Below are 15,801 nucleotides of genomic sequence, written 5' to 3'. Positions count from 1 at the left end.
CGGACTTACTGACTAAAACCTAATCCCCATCAATATACCTTTTGGTAATTGGCTGGTAAGAATCAATTCTTCTATCTCTCAAGAATGGCCAGTGTTTGCGGATATAATCGCTCTGCTTCAAATCAATATCTACCACCTCAGTTTCCTCTTCGTCGTGCGAAGCTAGATACAACAACTTGCCTTGGGCATTGGTAGCAAAACTTCCACCCCAAAATTTCATTCGGCCTTCCTGCTCAAAACCCACACGATTCACACTAATTACCGGTAAACCATTGGCTACCGAGTGCGAACGTTGGATGGTTTGCCAAGCATTGTACTGATCTTTGTTGGTTTCCTCATCTTGCGTGGTGTCCCAACCAATTGCAGTTGGATAAAACATAATTTCAGCACCCATTAAAGCCGTAATACGCGATGCCTCAGGGTACCACTGATCCCAGCAAATTAAAATTCCGATTTTAGCAAATTTGGTTTGGAAAACCTTGTAGCCCAAATCGCCGGGAGTAAAATAAAATTTCTCGTAGTAAGCAGGATCATCTGGGATATGCATCTTACGATACTTGCCCAAGTAGCTTCCATCAGCATCCAAAACGGCCGTTGTGTTATGGTACAAGCCTTCAGCACGTTTTTCAAATAGCGATGCTACAATTACCACACCCAGTTCCTTCGCTACTAGCTGCAAAGCATCTGTTGACGGCCCAGGAATAGCCTCTGCCAAGTCGAAATTATCGTAATCTTCAACGTCACAAAAATATAAAGACGTAAAAAGCTCTTGCAAACATACAATCTGAGCACCTTTTGCGGCAGCCTCACGTACTTTAACAATTGCTTTTTCTAAATTTTCCTGTTTATTAGCGGTACAACTCATCTGCACCAAACCTACTTTTACTTTGCTCATATTTTTAGATTTGAGTATGGAGATATGAGAATTGAGACATACGCTCATTCTTTCACCCTAAACCTTTTACCTTAAACCATTTTCGAGCCGCAAAGTTAGGCAAAAAGGCCGATATTTTTAAGAAAAGCAAAGCCTGTGCATAGCAATCCCGAAAGCCGGGCTTTACGCTACAATCTTTTTGTTATCGTTACTTCCTATTACACTTGTCATCCCGAGCCTGTCGAAGGATTATCACGGCAAGAACGCTTCGACAGGCTCAGCGTGACGCTCCAAAAAGTATTTCCGCTGCAATCCCGTTTATTACCGGTCGGCACTGCATAAAAGCAAAACAACAATGCAATTAGCAAAAGGCAAAACCACTACACTTCAGCACCAGTTTTAGCAAACTTGTTACGGTATTCAATTGGAGTAAGTCCAGTAATTTTTTTAAAGATATCCCTAAATGCTTTCGTATCGGTATAGCCAACTTCAAACATAATTTCCGAAACGTTTTTCCGTGATGCTTCGAAATGAAGTTTTGCCGCCTCTATGCGTACCCGCTGAATGTATTCGATAGGTGTGTTATTAGTGGCCTGCTTAAATCTGCGCTCAAAAGTTCTTCTACCGGTATTAATTAAAGCAGCTAAGGTTTCAATCGTAATTCTATCCTCGTAGTGCTTTTCAATGTAATCTTGTACCTTTTGAATATCCTTATCGGCGTGGTTGCGCTGTCCCCTAAATATGGCAAACTGCGATTGGCTATCTCTTCCAATATCCAAGGCAAAATATTTGGCAATCATTACGGCTATTTCCCTATCAGCAAATTTCTCAATCAGGTACAAAATCAAGTTCCACAAACTGCTGGCGCCGCCGCTACTGTAAATATTGTCGTGCTCAGTAATAATTGCACCATCCTCTACTTCCACGTTAGGGTATCTTTCCCTAAACTCGGTAATGTGCGCCCAATGTGTTGAACATTTCCGCCCATCTAACAAGCCAGTTTCGGCAAGTAAAAAAGCACCTATACACAAGCTGGCCAAACTAGCACCCTTTTGATGTAATTGCTTAAAGTGCGGAATTGCAGCTGCATTAGCAATAATTCCATTGGTGGTGCTACCAAATGTTGGAGGAATGAAAAGTAAATCCGTTTCGGTTACGTCTTTTAAAAGTCTGTCCGTTTTAACAGTGTATTCGCCATTGTTAGCCGGCACATATTCATTTAAGCCAACATATTCCACATCGAAAATGGCCTGCCTGCCAAAAGCAGTTAAAAACTCATTGGCAGTATTAAAACTTCTAAACGGTGGCGTAATAGCCTCAATAACGCCATATTCAGGCACAAAAACCGAAATCTTCATTTTATTTGATTTTTATAAAGCTATAAAGAAACTTGTTAAACCCAAGCAAATAAGTTCATTTAACCGATGGAATTTTCGGTGGAATGTCTCAAAATTTCGCCCAAATTCACCTGTCACAATCAGCCCTTAATTTGTCGCTTTTACAACCGACACTTCATTTGCTACGACCGTAACTTTGGTTTATCAAAACAATCAGAAACTAGAAATAAATCGTATGTCACAACAAAAAATTACTGTAGAAGCTGCCGCAAAAGCACCAGTTACAAAAGTTTGGGAAGTTTGGAACGACCCAAAGCATATCACTCAATGGAATTCCGCCGATCCAAGTTGGCATACGCCCAGCAGCGAAAACAACCTTACTGTAGGAGGAAAATTTAAGCATCGCATGGAAGCAAAAGACGGCAGCTTTGGTTTCGATTTTGAGGGAACCTATGATGTAGTTGAGCCGCTAAAAGAAATTACTTACACCATGGGCGATGGTAGACAAGCGACCACAATATTTGAAGAAAAAGATGGAAAGACACATATCACTACCACTTTTGATGCAGAAAGCATAAACGATATCGAAATGCAACGCAACGGTTGGCAAGCCATTCTAAACAATTTCGTCAATTATGTTGAAACTCATTAAAAGCATTGAAGATGAAAAAGAACAAAATTATTTTTTGGATCGCTACGGTTATCCTGATTATTTGGGAAGGCATCATGCCATTAGCAACTTTAATTTTTTCGCCGCATTACGCCACGGCGGGTACCAGGCCACTAGGCTATCCTGATTATTTCGCCTATGCCTTAATTATTTGCAAGGTTTTAGGAGTAACTGCCATAGCTTATACAAAAACACCCGCTAAATTGAAAGAATGGGCCTATGCTGGTTTAACGTTCAACTTGATATTCGCTTTTATAAGCCATGCTTGCGTAGATAAAAATGTGGGTTTTATGTTACTTCCATTAATTATTCTTGGGATTCTGGCAGCATCCTACATTTACCAACCAAAGCTAAACAGCAATACATATTAAACAGGTTAATCATAACAATTAAAACAATGGCAACTAATTCGATTGAGTTACACAGGGTAATTAAAGCAAGTCCAGAAAAAATATTTAAGGCGTTTGCAGACCCAATAGCAAATGCAGTTTGGCTACCGCCTTATGGTTTTTTATGCACTGTACAACAAATGGATTTTAAAGTTGGCGGAAAGTTCAAAATGACCTTTATCAACTTTAGCACCGGCAATGGGCATTCCTTCGGAGGAGAATACCTAGAGATCAAAACAAATGAACTGATTAGATATAGCGACAGATTTGACGACCCCAATTTACCGGGTGAAATTACAACGACGGTATGGCTAAGGAAAGTGATGTGCGGTACTGAACTCAAAGTGAAGCAAGAAGGCATTCCTGAAGCAATACCTGCGGAGATGTGCTATTTAGGCTGGCAAGAATCTCTTGAGAAACTAATGAAGTTAGTGGAACCTGAAATTCCTGACGCATAATTACATGATAGCAAACTATCCCCCTAAAGTAGTGAGTGCCATTTTCGTTACCTTTTCTGGTAATTGTGAACAAGCGCTCAAATTTTACCAAACCTGCTTTGGGGGATTACTACAATTTGACAGATTAGATCACCAACTCCCGGGATTCAGCAGAAAACCTGTCGTAAGCGGCCACTTAAATGCTGAGAAAATTGCCATTTGTGGTTCTGATTTGGTACATGATGAAGGCTTAAAAATAGGCAACCACATGGCAGTTTACTTACGCTGCAGCAACATTGACGAACGAAATCAATTGGTTAAAAAATTGGAGCTTGGAAAAACCAATCGTTTTACGCCGCCCATTGAAGAACCAAGGCTGATTGAAATTACTGATGCATTTGGTTTACGATGGGTGTTGGGATTGGGTTGACTATGTGTTCGACTACTCCACTTACTTCATCAAATCGGCTGATCTTAAAAATAATTACTACTTTTAGTTAATAAGCGAATCGTCGCGGCATCTCGTCGCTTTAAACATCGGCAAATAATAAAAATGAAAAAATCCATTGTATTAACATCCTTGCTTTTTTTAAGCGTTGTCACGCTTGCCCAGAACTTTAAAATTAATGGTACTGTTGAAGGCCTAGAAAATGGAACTTGGTTATATCTGAAGCTCAGCTCGCCACAACTTGCAATAGATTCTACTCAAGTAACTAATGGAAAATTTGTGTTGAAAGGAACGTTGCCACAGCCCGCAACGCAAGTGCTATTGCATACAAAGCAATTTGCGAACTACGTTTTCTTTTGGCTTGAGAATAAAAACATTAAAATGTCGCTTAAGGACGGGGAATTCAAGAAAGGTATCATCAAAGGTTCGACTACTCAGACTGAAAATGAAGAAATTCAGAAGATTATCAAACCCATTAACCTTATTGAAGATAGCTTGAGAACTGCACTAAGTAAAAGTAAAGATGTTGCAGTAAAAGATGAGATCAGAAAAAACCTTAAAAACATTAAATCCGAGGAATATAATACTTATTTAAAATATGCAAAAGGCCATCCCAACTCATTAGTCATCGCCAGCATTGTTGACGTGTATGCCACTACTTGGGGTAAGGAGAAGACGAGCGAAATTTATCAACTATTTGCACCTGCTCTACAAAAAACAGACTATGGAGCTAACATTAACAATTTTTTAAAGCTAAGTCAAGAAATCAAAATAGGCAGTAAGTATATAGACTTCGAACAAACGAATACTGCAGGTAAAAAAGTTAAACTTTCAGACATTAAAGGCAAATACATTTTACTTGAGTTTTGGGGCTCATGGTGTGGCCCTTGCCGAGAGGAAAACCCGAACTTGGTAAAAATCTACAACGCCTACAAGGCCAAAGGTTTCGAAATTTTAGGCGTAGCCGCAGACGACAATAAAGTACAATGGCTAAAAGCAATTAAAGATGACGGCTTACCTTGGGAAAACATAACAGACTTAAAAGGCAGTAAAAATGAAGCCGGATTGATGTACAACATTAATTCATTTCCTTCCAATTTTTTGATCGACGAAAATGGCATCATCATAGCTAAAGATTTAAGAGGAAAAAAACTCTCGGAAAAGTTAGCTGAGCTGCTACTTTAATAACTACACTATCTTTACCGATCTTACTACAACCGTAGTCATTTGCTGCAAAGGTTAACTGATTTGCTATAAGACTGTGCTTTGCAACTTTCAATGATGAACGTTTCAATGGCTATCCGTGATATCATTCATAATCAACTCGGCATGCACTCTTGAATTTTCGATGAACCATTTGTGGGTGTCCATGCCGCCGCAAACCACCCCCGCTAAATATAAGCCTGCAATGTTGGTTTCCATGGTTTCAGGGTTGTAGCTGGGCGTTTGCTTTTCATCTAAAATAACGCCTAATTGTTCCAAAAACTTGAAATTGGGTTGATAGCCCGTCATGGCCGCTACGAAATCATTCGCTATTTCTATATCCCCATTTGGGGTTGAAATAATTACTGAATTTGGCTTAATCTCTTTCAAGCAGCTATTAAAGTAAGCTTTGATAGCACCTTCTTTAATGCGATTTTCAATATCTGGACGTACCCAATATTTCACGTTTGGACCCATTTCGTCGCCACGTATGACCATGGTTACTTGCGCTCCTTTACGGTAGGTTTCCAACGCAACATCAACCGATGAGTTATTTGCACCGACCACTAAAACCTTACTAAACGCGTAGTAATGCGGATCTTTGTAGTAGTGAATTACTTTTGGCAAATCTTCGCCGGGTATGTGCATCAAATTTGGGATATCATAGAAACCAGTAGCCACAATTACCTTTTCAGCGTTATAAGTGGCTTTGGAAGTAGCTACTTGAAAAGATGATGCATTTTTTTTGCAGCTAACTACTTCTTCAAACAAATGTACATTGAGCTGAAATTTCTCCGTTACGCGGCGGTAATATTCTAAAGCTTCGTTACGGTTAGGTTTAGGGTTGATACTCACAAAGGGGACATTACCAATTTCCAAACGCTCAGAAGTGGAGAAAAAAGTCATGAAAACCGGATAATTGTAAAGGCTATTCACCAAGGTTCCTTTATCAATAATAACATAACTTTTGCCAGCTTTTTGAGCCGCTATGCCACAAGCCAGACCTATCGGACCAGCACCGATAATTAAAACATCGAACTGTTGTTTTTCTGTTGCCATGTTTTGGTTGCTTCAAAAATTAAACCCGATTGAAGTGGATCCCGATTTTTCATCGGGAGAAACGTAAAGCGGGACTGCCACTACCGAAGAGACACTGACATTCGTTTCCAAATCATTTTGACGGCTATTTACTTAAGCTTTCGCCAACTTGCTAGGGCAAACGAAATCTGTACGTTTTAAGCCTGTATTTTTGATTGCCCCATAACCTCCTGCCACATCAATTACCTGATCAATACCACGAGCTTTTAAAATAGATGCCGCAATCATAGAACGGTAACCGCCAGCGCAATGCAAGTAATAAGTTTGATTGGCATCCAGTTCCTGTGTCCATTCGTTGATATAATCCAAAGGCCTAGGGAGCGTAAACTCCAAGTGTTCAGCTTCATACTCGCCCGGTTTGCGCACATCCAAAGCAGCAATATTTGGATTTTGCTGATAGTTATTTTCAAATTCGGCAGCACTAATGGAAGTAATTTGATCCACCTGTTTACCTGCGGCCTGCCATGCATTGATGCCACCTTCTAAAAACCCGATGGTGTGGTCATAACCTACCCTCGCTAAACGAGTGATGGTTTCCTCAGCTTTACCTTCGTCCGTAACTAATAAAATATTTTGCTTTAAATCAGGGATTAATGCTCCTACCCAAGGTGCAAATTGACCATTTAATCCTATGTTGATGGCGTTAGGAATAAAAGCTTGCGCAAAAACTTGTGGATCGCGGGTATCTAAAATCAATGCGTCAGCTTCATTCGCTAAATCTTCAAAAGCTTGAGGTGCCAAAGGTTGTAAGCCTTTTTCAAAAACTTCGTCGATACTTTCGTAACCACCTTTGTTCATGGCCGCATTTTTAGCGAAATATTGAGGCGGCGGTAAAATACCATCGGTAACTTCTTTAATGAATTGCTCCTTTGTTTCAGCTTTTAGGGCGTAGTTAACCTGCTTTTGGTGACCCAAGGTATCGAAGGTTTCTTTGCTCATGTTTTTACCACAAGCAGAACCAGCACCGTGACCAGGATAAACGATGACCTCATCAGCCAAAGGCTTAATCTTTTCGTTCAACGAATCGTAAAGCAAGCCGGCTAAATCATTCATGGTAAGCGTACCTTTTTGTGCCAAATCTGGTCGGCCAACGTCGCCGATAAACAAGGTATCACCAGTAAAAACGCAATAATCTTTACCGTTAGCATCGGTTAGTAAATAACAAGTTGATTCTAAAGTGTGTCCTGGAGTGTGAAGCGTGGTGATCGTTAAATCACCTATTTTAAACTGCTCGCCATCGACAGCGATATGCGCTTGGAATGCTGTTGTTGCAGTGGGTCCATACACAATTTTTGCGCCTGTTTTTTCAGCTAAATCAACATGTCCCGAAACAAAATCGGCATGAAAATGAGTTTCGAAAATGTACTTGATTTTTGCACCATTTTTATCTGCTTTAACGAGATACGGACCTACTTCGCGTAGCGGGTCAATGATTGCTGCTTCGCCATTACTTTCAATGTAGTAGGCTGCCTCGGCCAAACATCCTGTATATATTTGCTCTATTTTCATCTTATTACTGGATAAGTTGGAGATTGCCCTCCGAGAAACAAAGTTAGCATTAAAGACCCGTTTCAGGAATGACGACGGTCATAATTGCAGAAGTTTTACTTTCTGGCATCCGAAAAAGCTTAGACGGAAATGGTGAAGTTTGAAACCTTGGACAGTGCGTAAAAAAAGAAAAACGAACAAAGACTAGTTTGTCAGCTCCCCTGCTATTGGCGTTTCCATTTGCCTTCTAATTTCTTCAGTAGTTAAATTAGCCCCCATCAGGTACATAAATTTGGTTACTGCAGTTTCGAAAGTCATATCATAACCGCTAATTACGCCCATTTTTTTAAGTTCGCTACTGGTTTCGTACATCCCCAATTGCACCGATCCTCTTTTGCATTGAGAGATATCAACAATGTGTTTGCCATTTTCAATAGCTTCTGCGAGGGCATCAGTAAACCATTTAACGGTAGTAGCATTACCTGAACCAAAAGTTTCCAATACAATGGCTTTTACTTTTGAGCGGGTAACGGCGTAAACCACTTCCTCGGTCATGCCGGGATAGATTTTTAACACCCCGATATTAGCGTCAAATTCAGTTTGGATGTAAAAAGCTTCGGTAGGGACAGGTAATATTTCTTTGTGGAAGAACGTGAGCTGCACCCCTGCTTCGGCCAAAATTGGATAATTTGGTGAACGGAAGGCTTCAAATTTTTCGGTATTGTATTTTAGGGAACGATTGCCCCGGAACAGTTGATTATCAAAATAGATACACACTTCGGGCACCACCGCCTTGCCTTTACTTTTGGTAGCAGCAATTTCAAGTGCAGTAATTAGATTCTCCTTGGCGTCAGTCCTGATTTCGCCAATTGGCAGCTGCGAACCTGTGAGTATAACCGGCTTAGCCAAATTTTTAAGCATGAAACTTAATGCAGAAGCAGTAAACGACATGGTATCGGAACCATGCAGGATGACAAAGCCATCAAACTCTTCATAATTGCTTTCAATTAGTTCTGCCAGCACTTTCCATTGCTCAGGATGCATATTGGAAGAATCTATAATTGGATTGAATGAATGCACCGAAAGTTGATAATCTAGGCGTGCAAGTTCGGGCACATTATCTTTTATCTGTTCAAAATCAAAAGGAATCAAGAAACCAGTCTTAGCATCGTTAACCATGCCAATGGTGCCTCCGGTATAGATAATAAGTATCTTGGTCATTAAAAAGTACAGCTGTAGGTTCTAACTGCAAATTAAGCAACATTTAATCAGCTTTTTTAAAATATTACAAGTTTTATCAAACAGTTAACCAATTGCTTGATAGATTAATAAAAGCATAAACGAATGTTGTTATGAGTTGAATTAACGTAATTTAAAAGTTTATAATCATTTGCATCTCATACCTTAAGGATTGAAACTGTTAAAATGCTTCTTAACTCCATATTAAATTTAACCGCTAAGAAAAATAAGAGATCCGCTAAGCACGCCAAGATCCAATTCAAGAAATAAACGCCCAGAAAAACTTTGCGAAACCCTGCGAAAAACTCAAAAAACTTTGCGGCAAAATTTAACCGCTAAGAAAAATAAGAAATCCGCTAAGCACGCTAAGATCCAATTCAAGAAATAAACGCTCAGAAAAATTTTGCGAAACTCTACGAAAAACTCAAAAAACTTTGCGGCAAAATTAACCGCTAAGAAAAATAAGAGATCCGCTAAGCACACCAAGATCCAATTCAAGAAATAAACGTCCAGAAAAACTTTGCGAAACCCTGCGAAAAGCTTAAAAAACTTTGCGGCGAAATTAACCGCTAAGAAAAATAAGAGATCCGCTAAGCACGCCAAGATCCAATTCAAGAAATAAACGCTCAGAAAAACTTTTCAAAACTCTGCGAAAAACTCAAAAAACTTTGCGGCAAAATTAACCGCTAAGAAAAATAAGAGATCCGCTAAGCACGCCAAGATCCAATTCAAGAAATAAACGCCCAGAAAAACTTTGCGAAACTCTGCGAAAAACTCAAAAAACTTTGCGGCAAAATTAACCGCTAAGAAAAATAAGAGATCCGCTAAGCACGCCAAGACCCAATTCAAGAAATAAATGCCCAGAAAAACTTTGCGAAACTCTGCGAAAAACTCCGAAAACTTGCGACAAAATTAACCGCTAAGAAAAATGAGAGATCCGCTAAGCACGCCAAGATCCAATTCAAGAATAAACGCCCAGAAAAACTTTGCGAAACTCTGCGAAAAACTCAAAAAACTTTGCGGTAAATTTTAACCGCTAAGAAAAATAAAAGATACGCCTAGTACGCCAAGATCCATTTCAAGAAATAAACGTCCAGAAAAACTTTTCAAAACTCTGCGAAAAGCTCAAAAAACTTTGCGGTAAATTTTAACCGCTAAGAAAAATAAGAGATCCGCTAAGCACGCCAAGATCCAGTTCAAGAAATAAACGCCCGGAAAAACTTTGCGAAACTCTGCGAAAAACTCAAAAAACTTTGCGGTAAATTTTAAATGCTAAGAAGAATTTATTGGAAAATTTTCAAAGCCTATTTACAACTCTCTTTAAACCATCTTTTAACAAAATCGAATTAAAGTTCATCAAAAGTCCCAGTTTAAACTTCCCAAGCCTAAGATAAGTGAGCGTTTGTGCTAAATGCAAATCAGTTAATCTTTCAACGCATTTAAGTTCTAAAACTAATTTATTCTCAACTAGGAGATCTATTCTATAACCACAATCCAATTTTGTTCCTTCAAATTCTAAAGGCATTGACTTTTCCTTCTCAACGTAAAAACCCTCGTTTCGAATTTTATAAAATAGACACTCTTTATATGCACTTTCCAATAACCCTGGCCCCAGAGCAGAATGGACATCGATAGCCATTCCAATCACCACACTCGACAATTCATTTTCACCCATATTATTTCATAGTTAGATAAATAAACTTAAGCATTTAACTAACTCTGTCAAATATTTGGTGAGATCATCTCTAAGAAAAGTAAAGATTTGCGAGTGCAAATAGAGATATAACCTAGCTATCTAAAAGTCAAATAACTACTGAGAACTTTAAAGTCGCCGATAGCACCTACTAAACCCCAAATACTTTCTTCGAATTCTCGGTAGTTACGTTAGCCACATCTTCAACATCCAACACGTAAATATCTGCCACCTTTTGAGCAACGTGCACCAAGTAGCTACTTTCGTTAGGCTTACCTCTAAATGGCACTGGCGCTAAATAAGGCGAATCAGTTTCTAAAACAATATGCTCCAAAGGAATTTCTGAAAGCACCAAATCCAAACCTGCTTTTTTATAGGTCACCACACCGCCAATACCCAAATAAAAGCCCAAATCGATTGCTTTTTTAGCCTGCTCCAAATTCCCCGTAAAACAATGAAAGATGCCTCTCATGCGATCGTGCTTCATTTCTTCTAGTACCTCAAAAACTTCACCAAAGGCTTCGCGACAATGGATTACAAAGGGCAAATCCAACTGTTTAGCCCATTCTATTTGTTGCCTAAATGCGTCTTGCTGAATAGCCAACGTAGTCTTATCCCAATATAAATCAATGCCTATCTCGCCTATGGCATAAATTTCCCTATCGGAAATGCTGGCATAAATTTGGTGTAGCACTTCCTGATAATCCTCCTTAACATCACAAGGATGTAAGCCCGCCATGGCAAAGCAATTCTCTGGATAGGCACTTACCATTTCATCAATCATTGCAATAGACGCTACATCAACATTGGGCAAAAAAAGGCGCTTAACACCAGCATCAAAACAACGTTGCATTTGTTCAGCTCTTTTTTGTAAATCTTTCTCGTAATATTGATGCGTGTGGGTATCGGTAAGTAACATGCTGCAAAGGTAAGCGTTCCAAAGTTAATTGCCTATTGTAACAACTTTTGAGCAAAAAAAAGCCATCCGCTAGGCGAATGGCTTTCATATTTTTTAAAACTATTGATTAATGGTTGTGACCATCATTTGCAGAGTGACCAGCAGTTGGAGCAACTGGAGTTGCCGGAGCCACAGCACCCGCTTTTGGTTTAATCACATCTAAAACCTCTATTTCGAAAACAAGTGGACTGTATGGAGCAATTGGACCACCACCTTGCTCGCCGTAACCTAATTTCGAAGGAATAATTGCAGTGATTTTACCGCCTTTACCAACTAATTTAAGTGCTTCGGTGAAACCAGGAACAGTCATACCAACTGGCATTTTAGCAGGCTCATATTTACGACCAGGCTGGTTCATTTTAGCTTCTTTAGCAGCAGACTCAACGTTTGTATCGAAAATCTTGTATTTTTTATCTTCGCCTTTTTTAGTGAACCTTCCGATGTAGTTAACCGATACAGTATCACCTTCTACCGGTTTAGCGCCACTACCTGGATTGGTAATTACATACTGTAAACCACTAGGAGAAGTCTGAACTTTCAAGTTGTTATCTTCAATATAAGCCTTGATTTTAGCAGGCTCAGAAGATTTCTTTTTATCCATATCAGCTTTATAATCAGCTTGGAAGAAATCTGAAGCACGTTTTTGGAAAGTTGAATCAGCCTCTTTAGGACCTTTTTTGAAAACTTTCTCCACTTTAACAATTAGAGAAACAAATTTGTCGTTTTTAAACAAATCTGGTTTAGGCTGTTTTGAATGAAACGCCATTGAATCCAAATTGATTTTGAACGTTACGCTATCACCTTCGCCAACCAAAGTAAGCGCATCCATCAAATCACCAGGAAATTGCTTTTTACCCACAGGCATTACTTGAGCTTGCTCGTAGTCGTAGGTACTACCTAATAATGAATCCTTTTCGGTTTTTTGGGTAATGTTCAATTTTACAACATCGCCTTCCTTAATTTTGTCTTTGCCTCCTGATTTATGGATCTTGTACAATAAACCACCTGGACCCTTTTTCTCTGTGTTACAAGCAGCTAGACCTAATGCAGCTGCAAACAGAATTACTAAACTTTTTTTCATCTATTTGTTAATTGTCTTTTTAAATTTTGATGAAGCTTCTTTCGCTTCATTGTAAAACGCAATTTAAAACTTTGTTTTAAAAGCCCGCTAAGTTAATGAGCTTTCTGTTTATTTTATTATTTTGTTAATTAAAATTTTAACTATTGTAATAGCTGCGTTTTGTATTCTGGCAACACTGCCTTGAAATCAGCTAAAGTTTCCTCCAAACTTTTATCAGAGGCGCCACCAGCTGCATTTCTGTGTCCTCCGCCCTGAAAATATTTCTTACAGATTTCGTTCGCTGGAAAATCTCCTGTAGAGCGCAAAGACAACTTAACCCTATCTGTTCGTTCAATAATAAAGGCTGCAAGCTTGATTCCGTTGATGGAAAGTGCGTAATTTACGATTCCTTCGGTATCACCTGTCACAATTTGATAACGTTCTAATTCTTCTTTAGTGGCACTGATGATAGCGGTATTATAGTCGCGAAGTATCTCTAATTTATTGGACAGACAGTAACCCAAAAACTTCAACCTGTTTTCTGAAACATTATCATATACCAATTGATGTATGCGCCAATGCTCTGCGCCAAGGTCAATCAAATCTGCAGCAATACGATAAACAGCAGAAGTTGCAGATGGGAAACGGAAAGACCCTGAATCGGTCATGATTCCAGTATATAAACAGGTAGCCACATCTTTATTAACCTTTTCCGGCTCTTCCATTACGTTTACAATAAAATCATAAACTAATTGGGCAGCCGCACAAGCATTAATGTCCCAATGGCGATAGTCATCAAAATCCTCCGGCTCCAAATGATGGTCAATCATCAATTTGATAGCAGATGTCTTTCTGATATGCTCGCCCAACTCATTAATGCGACTCAATGTGTTGAAATCTAGGCAAAAAATCAGCGCTGCTTCGTTTACCAAATTAATCGATTGCTCTTGCTGTTCAGTATACACAATTACATCTGAATTGTTAGGCAACCAGTGCAAAAACTCAGGATAGTCTGTTGGTGTGATTAAACTAACATGATGCCCTTTCTGAACAAGATAAGCATATAAGCCTAACGACGAACCCATTGCATCACCATCAGGCTTATGGTGTGTAGTAATTACAATTTGCTGAGGCGTAGAAAGTAACTTTTTTAATTCTGGTATAGATATCATAATATTATTAAGTGGCGAAGTTAACGATTTATTGTTTAACTGTTGATTGGCTTAATTGTTTAGGGGATTAGGGATTAGGGATTAGGGATTAGGGATTAGGGATTAGGGAAAATTGCTATTTGACTTAATTGTTTTTATTGTTGAAATGTTATAAAGTTGAAATGTTGCAAAGTGATCACCAACTTATTTGTGCAATCTCTAGGGACTTCGGACTTTCAAATTAAAACCGTACTTTTGCAAAAATTTTATAAGAATGAGCACAAATAGAACTTTTACTATGATCAAGCCTGATGCCGTTGCTAACGGTCATATTGGCGCTATCATAAACGATATCACTAACGCTGGTTTCAAAATCATCGCATTAAAATACACTAAATTGAGCGCTGAGAAAGCAGGCGAGTTTTACGCTGTACATAAAGAGCGTCCTTTTTACAATGACTTAGTAAGTTTCATGTCATCGGGACCAATTGTAGCCGCAATTTTAGAAAAAGATAACGCTATTGAAGAATTCAGAAAGCTAATTGGCGCTACAAACCCTGCTGAAGCTGCAGAAGGCACCATCCGTCAGAAATATGCAAAATCAATTGATGCTAATGCCATCCACGGTTCAGATTCTGACGAAAATGCTCAAATTGAAGGAGACTTTTTCTTCACTGCTGACGAGCGTTTTTAATTAAACGGCGCATACGCTAAGAAGATTTACAACATTTGAATAAGCACTCATTTCGGGTGCTTATTTTTTTATCGTATATTTCCCCTTTAATTTAACTAATGAAAAAAATATTTTTTATCGCTTTAGCCACTTCCGTGGCTTTTACCACAAACGCACAAACTAAAGCTAAAACCACCGCTGCAACAAAAAAGGCAACTCCAGTAAAAAAAAGCACTACCCCAGCTAAGCCTCAGGTATTTAAAAACAAGCTCGATTCCGCAAGTTACGCCTTCGGATTAGCCATGGCAAGCAATTTAAAGTCGGGTGGTTTACAAACCTTAAATTACGAATTGTTAAACAAAGGGATGAAAGATGCTTTCACTACAGGTTCAACGCCATTAATGAGCGAACAGGCCTCACAGCAAGCCATCAACAGCTTATTTGAGAGCTTAGCAGGCGTCCGCGAAGCTAACGAAAAAAAGAAATTTGGTCCGGCAATTGCCGAAGGTGAAGCTTTTTTAGCTAGCAATAAAACTAAGGCTGGAGTTAAAACCACGGCAAGTGGCCTGCAGTATGAAGTGCTTACTGAAGGTACAGGTGCGCAACCAAAAGCAACTGATCAAGTAACCGTACATTATAAAGGTATGTTGCTGAACGGCAAAGAGTTTGATAGCTCGTACCAACGCGGAGAGCCAACCTCCTTTGGCTTAAACCAAGTTATACCAGGTTGGACAGAAGGCGTAGCGCTAATGAAAGAAGGTGCAAAGTATAGATTTTATATCCCCTACAAACTAGCGTACGGTTCAAGAGGTGCAGGACAAGATATCCCACCTTACAGCACTTTGATTTTTGAAGTAGAACTAATTAAGGTTGGCGAAAAAGCACAATAGTATATAGTTATACTCTATAAAACACCAAGTGAAGACTTACGAAGTTCAAAAACTTTGTAAGCCTTTTTTATGCGGTATCGTGCTAATTAACAGTTACCTAAAAAGAGATTAGCACAAATTAATGCGGCCAACTATTTCTTTTTTCCAAACCTTTTTTACTTCTCGACTGTTAGGTCATCAAAAATCACAAACA

The 15,801-nt window shown here is 39.1% G+C and carries 16 protein-coding genes; 7 read left to right on the top strand and 9 right to left on the bottom strand.

All coding sequences use genetic code 11. The annotated features are described in order from the left end of the window. Positions 1 to 19 precede the first annotated feature (19 nt). A complete protein-coding gene (locus tag ACY2A0_RS11655; protein WP_461789629.1) occupies positions 20 to 895 on the bottom strand; it encodes a carbon-nitrogen hydrolase in 876 nt (291 codons plus the stop codon). A 359-nt stretch (positions 896 to 1,254) separates the two neighbouring features. Next, positions 1,255 to 2,232, bottom strand: coding sequence for a GlxA family transcriptional regulator (locus ACY2A0_RS11650; RefSeq protein ID WP_461789628.1), 978 nt, complete (start codon positions 2,230 to 2,232; stop codon positions 1,255 to 1,257). Positions 2,233 to 2,446: 214 nt separating this feature from the next. Here ACY2A0_RS11650 and ACY2A0_RS11645 point away from each other — a divergent pair, with 214 nt between their 5' ends. The 5 genes from ACY2A0_RS11645 (at position 2,447) to ACY2A0_RS11625 (ending at position 5,340) form a co-directional block, all read left to right on the top strand. After that, entirely contained in the window at positions 2,447 to 2,863 is a 417-nt protein-coding gene (locus ACY2A0_RS11645) for an SRPBCC family protein (RefSeq protein ID WP_461789627.1), read from the top strand. 11 nt (positions 2,864 to 2,874) lie between these two features. After that, on the top strand, positions 2,875 to 3,252 hold the full coding sequence (locus tag ACY2A0_RS11640) for a DoxX family protein (RefSeq protein ID WP_461789626.1): 378 nt from the start codon (positions 2,875 to 2,877) through the stop codon (positions 3,250 to 3,252). 26 nt (positions 3,253 to 3,278) lie between these two features. Continuing rightward, positions 3,279 to 3,728, top strand: a complete 450-nt coding sequence (locus tag ACY2A0_RS11635; protein ID WP_461789625.1) for an SRPBCC family protein — start codon at positions 3,279 to 3,281, stop codon at positions 3,726 to 3,728. A 4-nt stretch (positions 3,729 to 3,732) separates the two neighbouring features. After that, positions 3,733 to 4,137 (top strand): glyoxalase, encoded by a 405-nt coding sequence (locus ACY2A0_RS11630; RefSeq protein ID WP_461789624.1) that lies wholly within the window; start codon positions 3,733 to 3,735, stop codon positions 4,135 to 4,137. Positions 4,138 to 4,260: 123 nt separating this feature from the next. Then, positions 4,261 to 5,340 (top strand): redoxin domain-containing protein, encoded by a 1,080-nt coding sequence (locus tag ACY2A0_RS11625; RefSeq protein WP_461789623.1) that lies wholly within the window; start codon positions 4,261 to 4,263, stop codon positions 5,338 to 5,340. Positions 5,341 to 5,445: 105 nt separating this feature from the next. Here ACY2A0_RS11625 and ACY2A0_RS11620 read toward each other — a convergent pair whose 3' ends face one another. From ACY2A0_RS11620 to ACY2A0_RS11590, 7 genes are all read right to left on the bottom strand, one after another. Beyond that, positions 5,446 to 6,417 carry a YpdA family putative bacillithiol disulfide reductase gene (locus ACY2A0_RS11620; protein ID WP_461789622.1) on the bottom strand — a complete coding sequence of 324 codons (972 nt, stop codon included), beginning with the start codon at positions 6,415 to 6,417 and terminating at the stop codon, positions 5,446 to 5,448. A gap of 132 nt (positions 6,418 to 6,549) precedes the next feature. After that, on the bottom strand, positions 6,550 to 7,965 hold the full coding sequence (locus ACY2A0_RS11615) for an MBL fold metallo-hydrolase (protein WP_461789621.1): 1,416 nt from the start codon (positions 7,963 to 7,965) through the stop codon (positions 6,550 to 6,552). A 183-nt stretch (positions 7,966 to 8,148) separates the two neighbouring features. Next, positions 8,149 to 9,165, bottom strand: coding sequence for an asparaginase (locus ACY2A0_RS11610; protein WP_461789620.1), 1,017 nt, complete (start codon positions 9,163 to 9,165; stop codon positions 8,149 to 8,151). Positions 9,166 to 10,480: 1,315 nt separating this feature from the next. Then, the gene (locus ACY2A0_RS11605) at positions 10,481 to 10,858 is read right to left on the bottom strand and encodes a GxxExxY protein (RefSeq protein ID WP_461789619.1); all 378 of its coding nucleotides are present in this window, start codon (positions 10,856 to 10,858) and stop codon (positions 10,481 to 10,483) included. A gap of 169 nt (positions 10,859 to 11,027) precedes the next feature. Next, a complete protein-coding gene (locus ACY2A0_RS11600) occupies positions 11,028 to 11,795 on the bottom strand; it encodes a TatD family hydrolase (protein ID WP_461789618.1) in 768 nt (255 codons plus the stop codon). 106 nt (positions 11,796 to 11,901) lie between these two features. Then, positions 11,902 to 12,915 (bottom strand): FKBP-type peptidyl-prolyl cis-trans isomerase, encoded by a 1,014-nt coding sequence (locus ACY2A0_RS11595; RefSeq protein ID WP_461789617.1) that lies wholly within the window; start codon positions 12,913 to 12,915, stop codon positions 11,902 to 11,904. Between the two features lie 140 nt (positions 12,916 to 13,055). Continuing rightward, entirely contained in the window at positions 13,056 to 14,066 is a 1,011-nt protein-coding gene (locus ACY2A0_RS11590) for a DHH family phosphoesterase (RefSeq protein WP_461789616.1), read from the bottom strand. Positions 14,067 to 14,319: 253 nt separating this feature from the next. Here ACY2A0_RS11590 and ACY2A0_RS11585 point away from each other — a divergent pair, with 253 nt between their 5' ends. Both ACY2A0_RS11585 and ACY2A0_RS11580 read left to right on the top strand, forming a co-directional pair. After that, positions 14,320 to 14,739, top strand: a complete 420-nt coding sequence (locus tag ACY2A0_RS11585) for a nucleoside-diphosphate kinase (RefSeq protein ID WP_461789615.1) — start codon at positions 14,320 to 14,322, stop codon at positions 14,737 to 14,739. Positions 14,740 to 14,837: 98 nt separating this feature from the next. Beyond that, positions 14,838 to 15,608, top strand: coding sequence for an FKBP-type peptidyl-prolyl cis-trans isomerase (locus ACY2A0_RS11580; RefSeq protein WP_461789614.1), 771 nt, complete (start codon positions 14,838 to 14,840; stop codon positions 15,606 to 15,608). The last annotated feature ends 193 nt before the right edge of the window (positions 15,609 to 15,801 follow it).

It is taken from the genome of Pedobacter sp., from assembly GCF_965249885.1.
Taxonomy (GTDB): Bacteria; Bacteroidota; Bacteroidia; order Sphingobacteriales; family Sphingobacteriaceae; genus Pedobacter.
The sequence above is the reverse complement of the archived record's forward strand: the minus strand, read 5'-3'. Positions and strand labels throughout refer to the sequence as shown.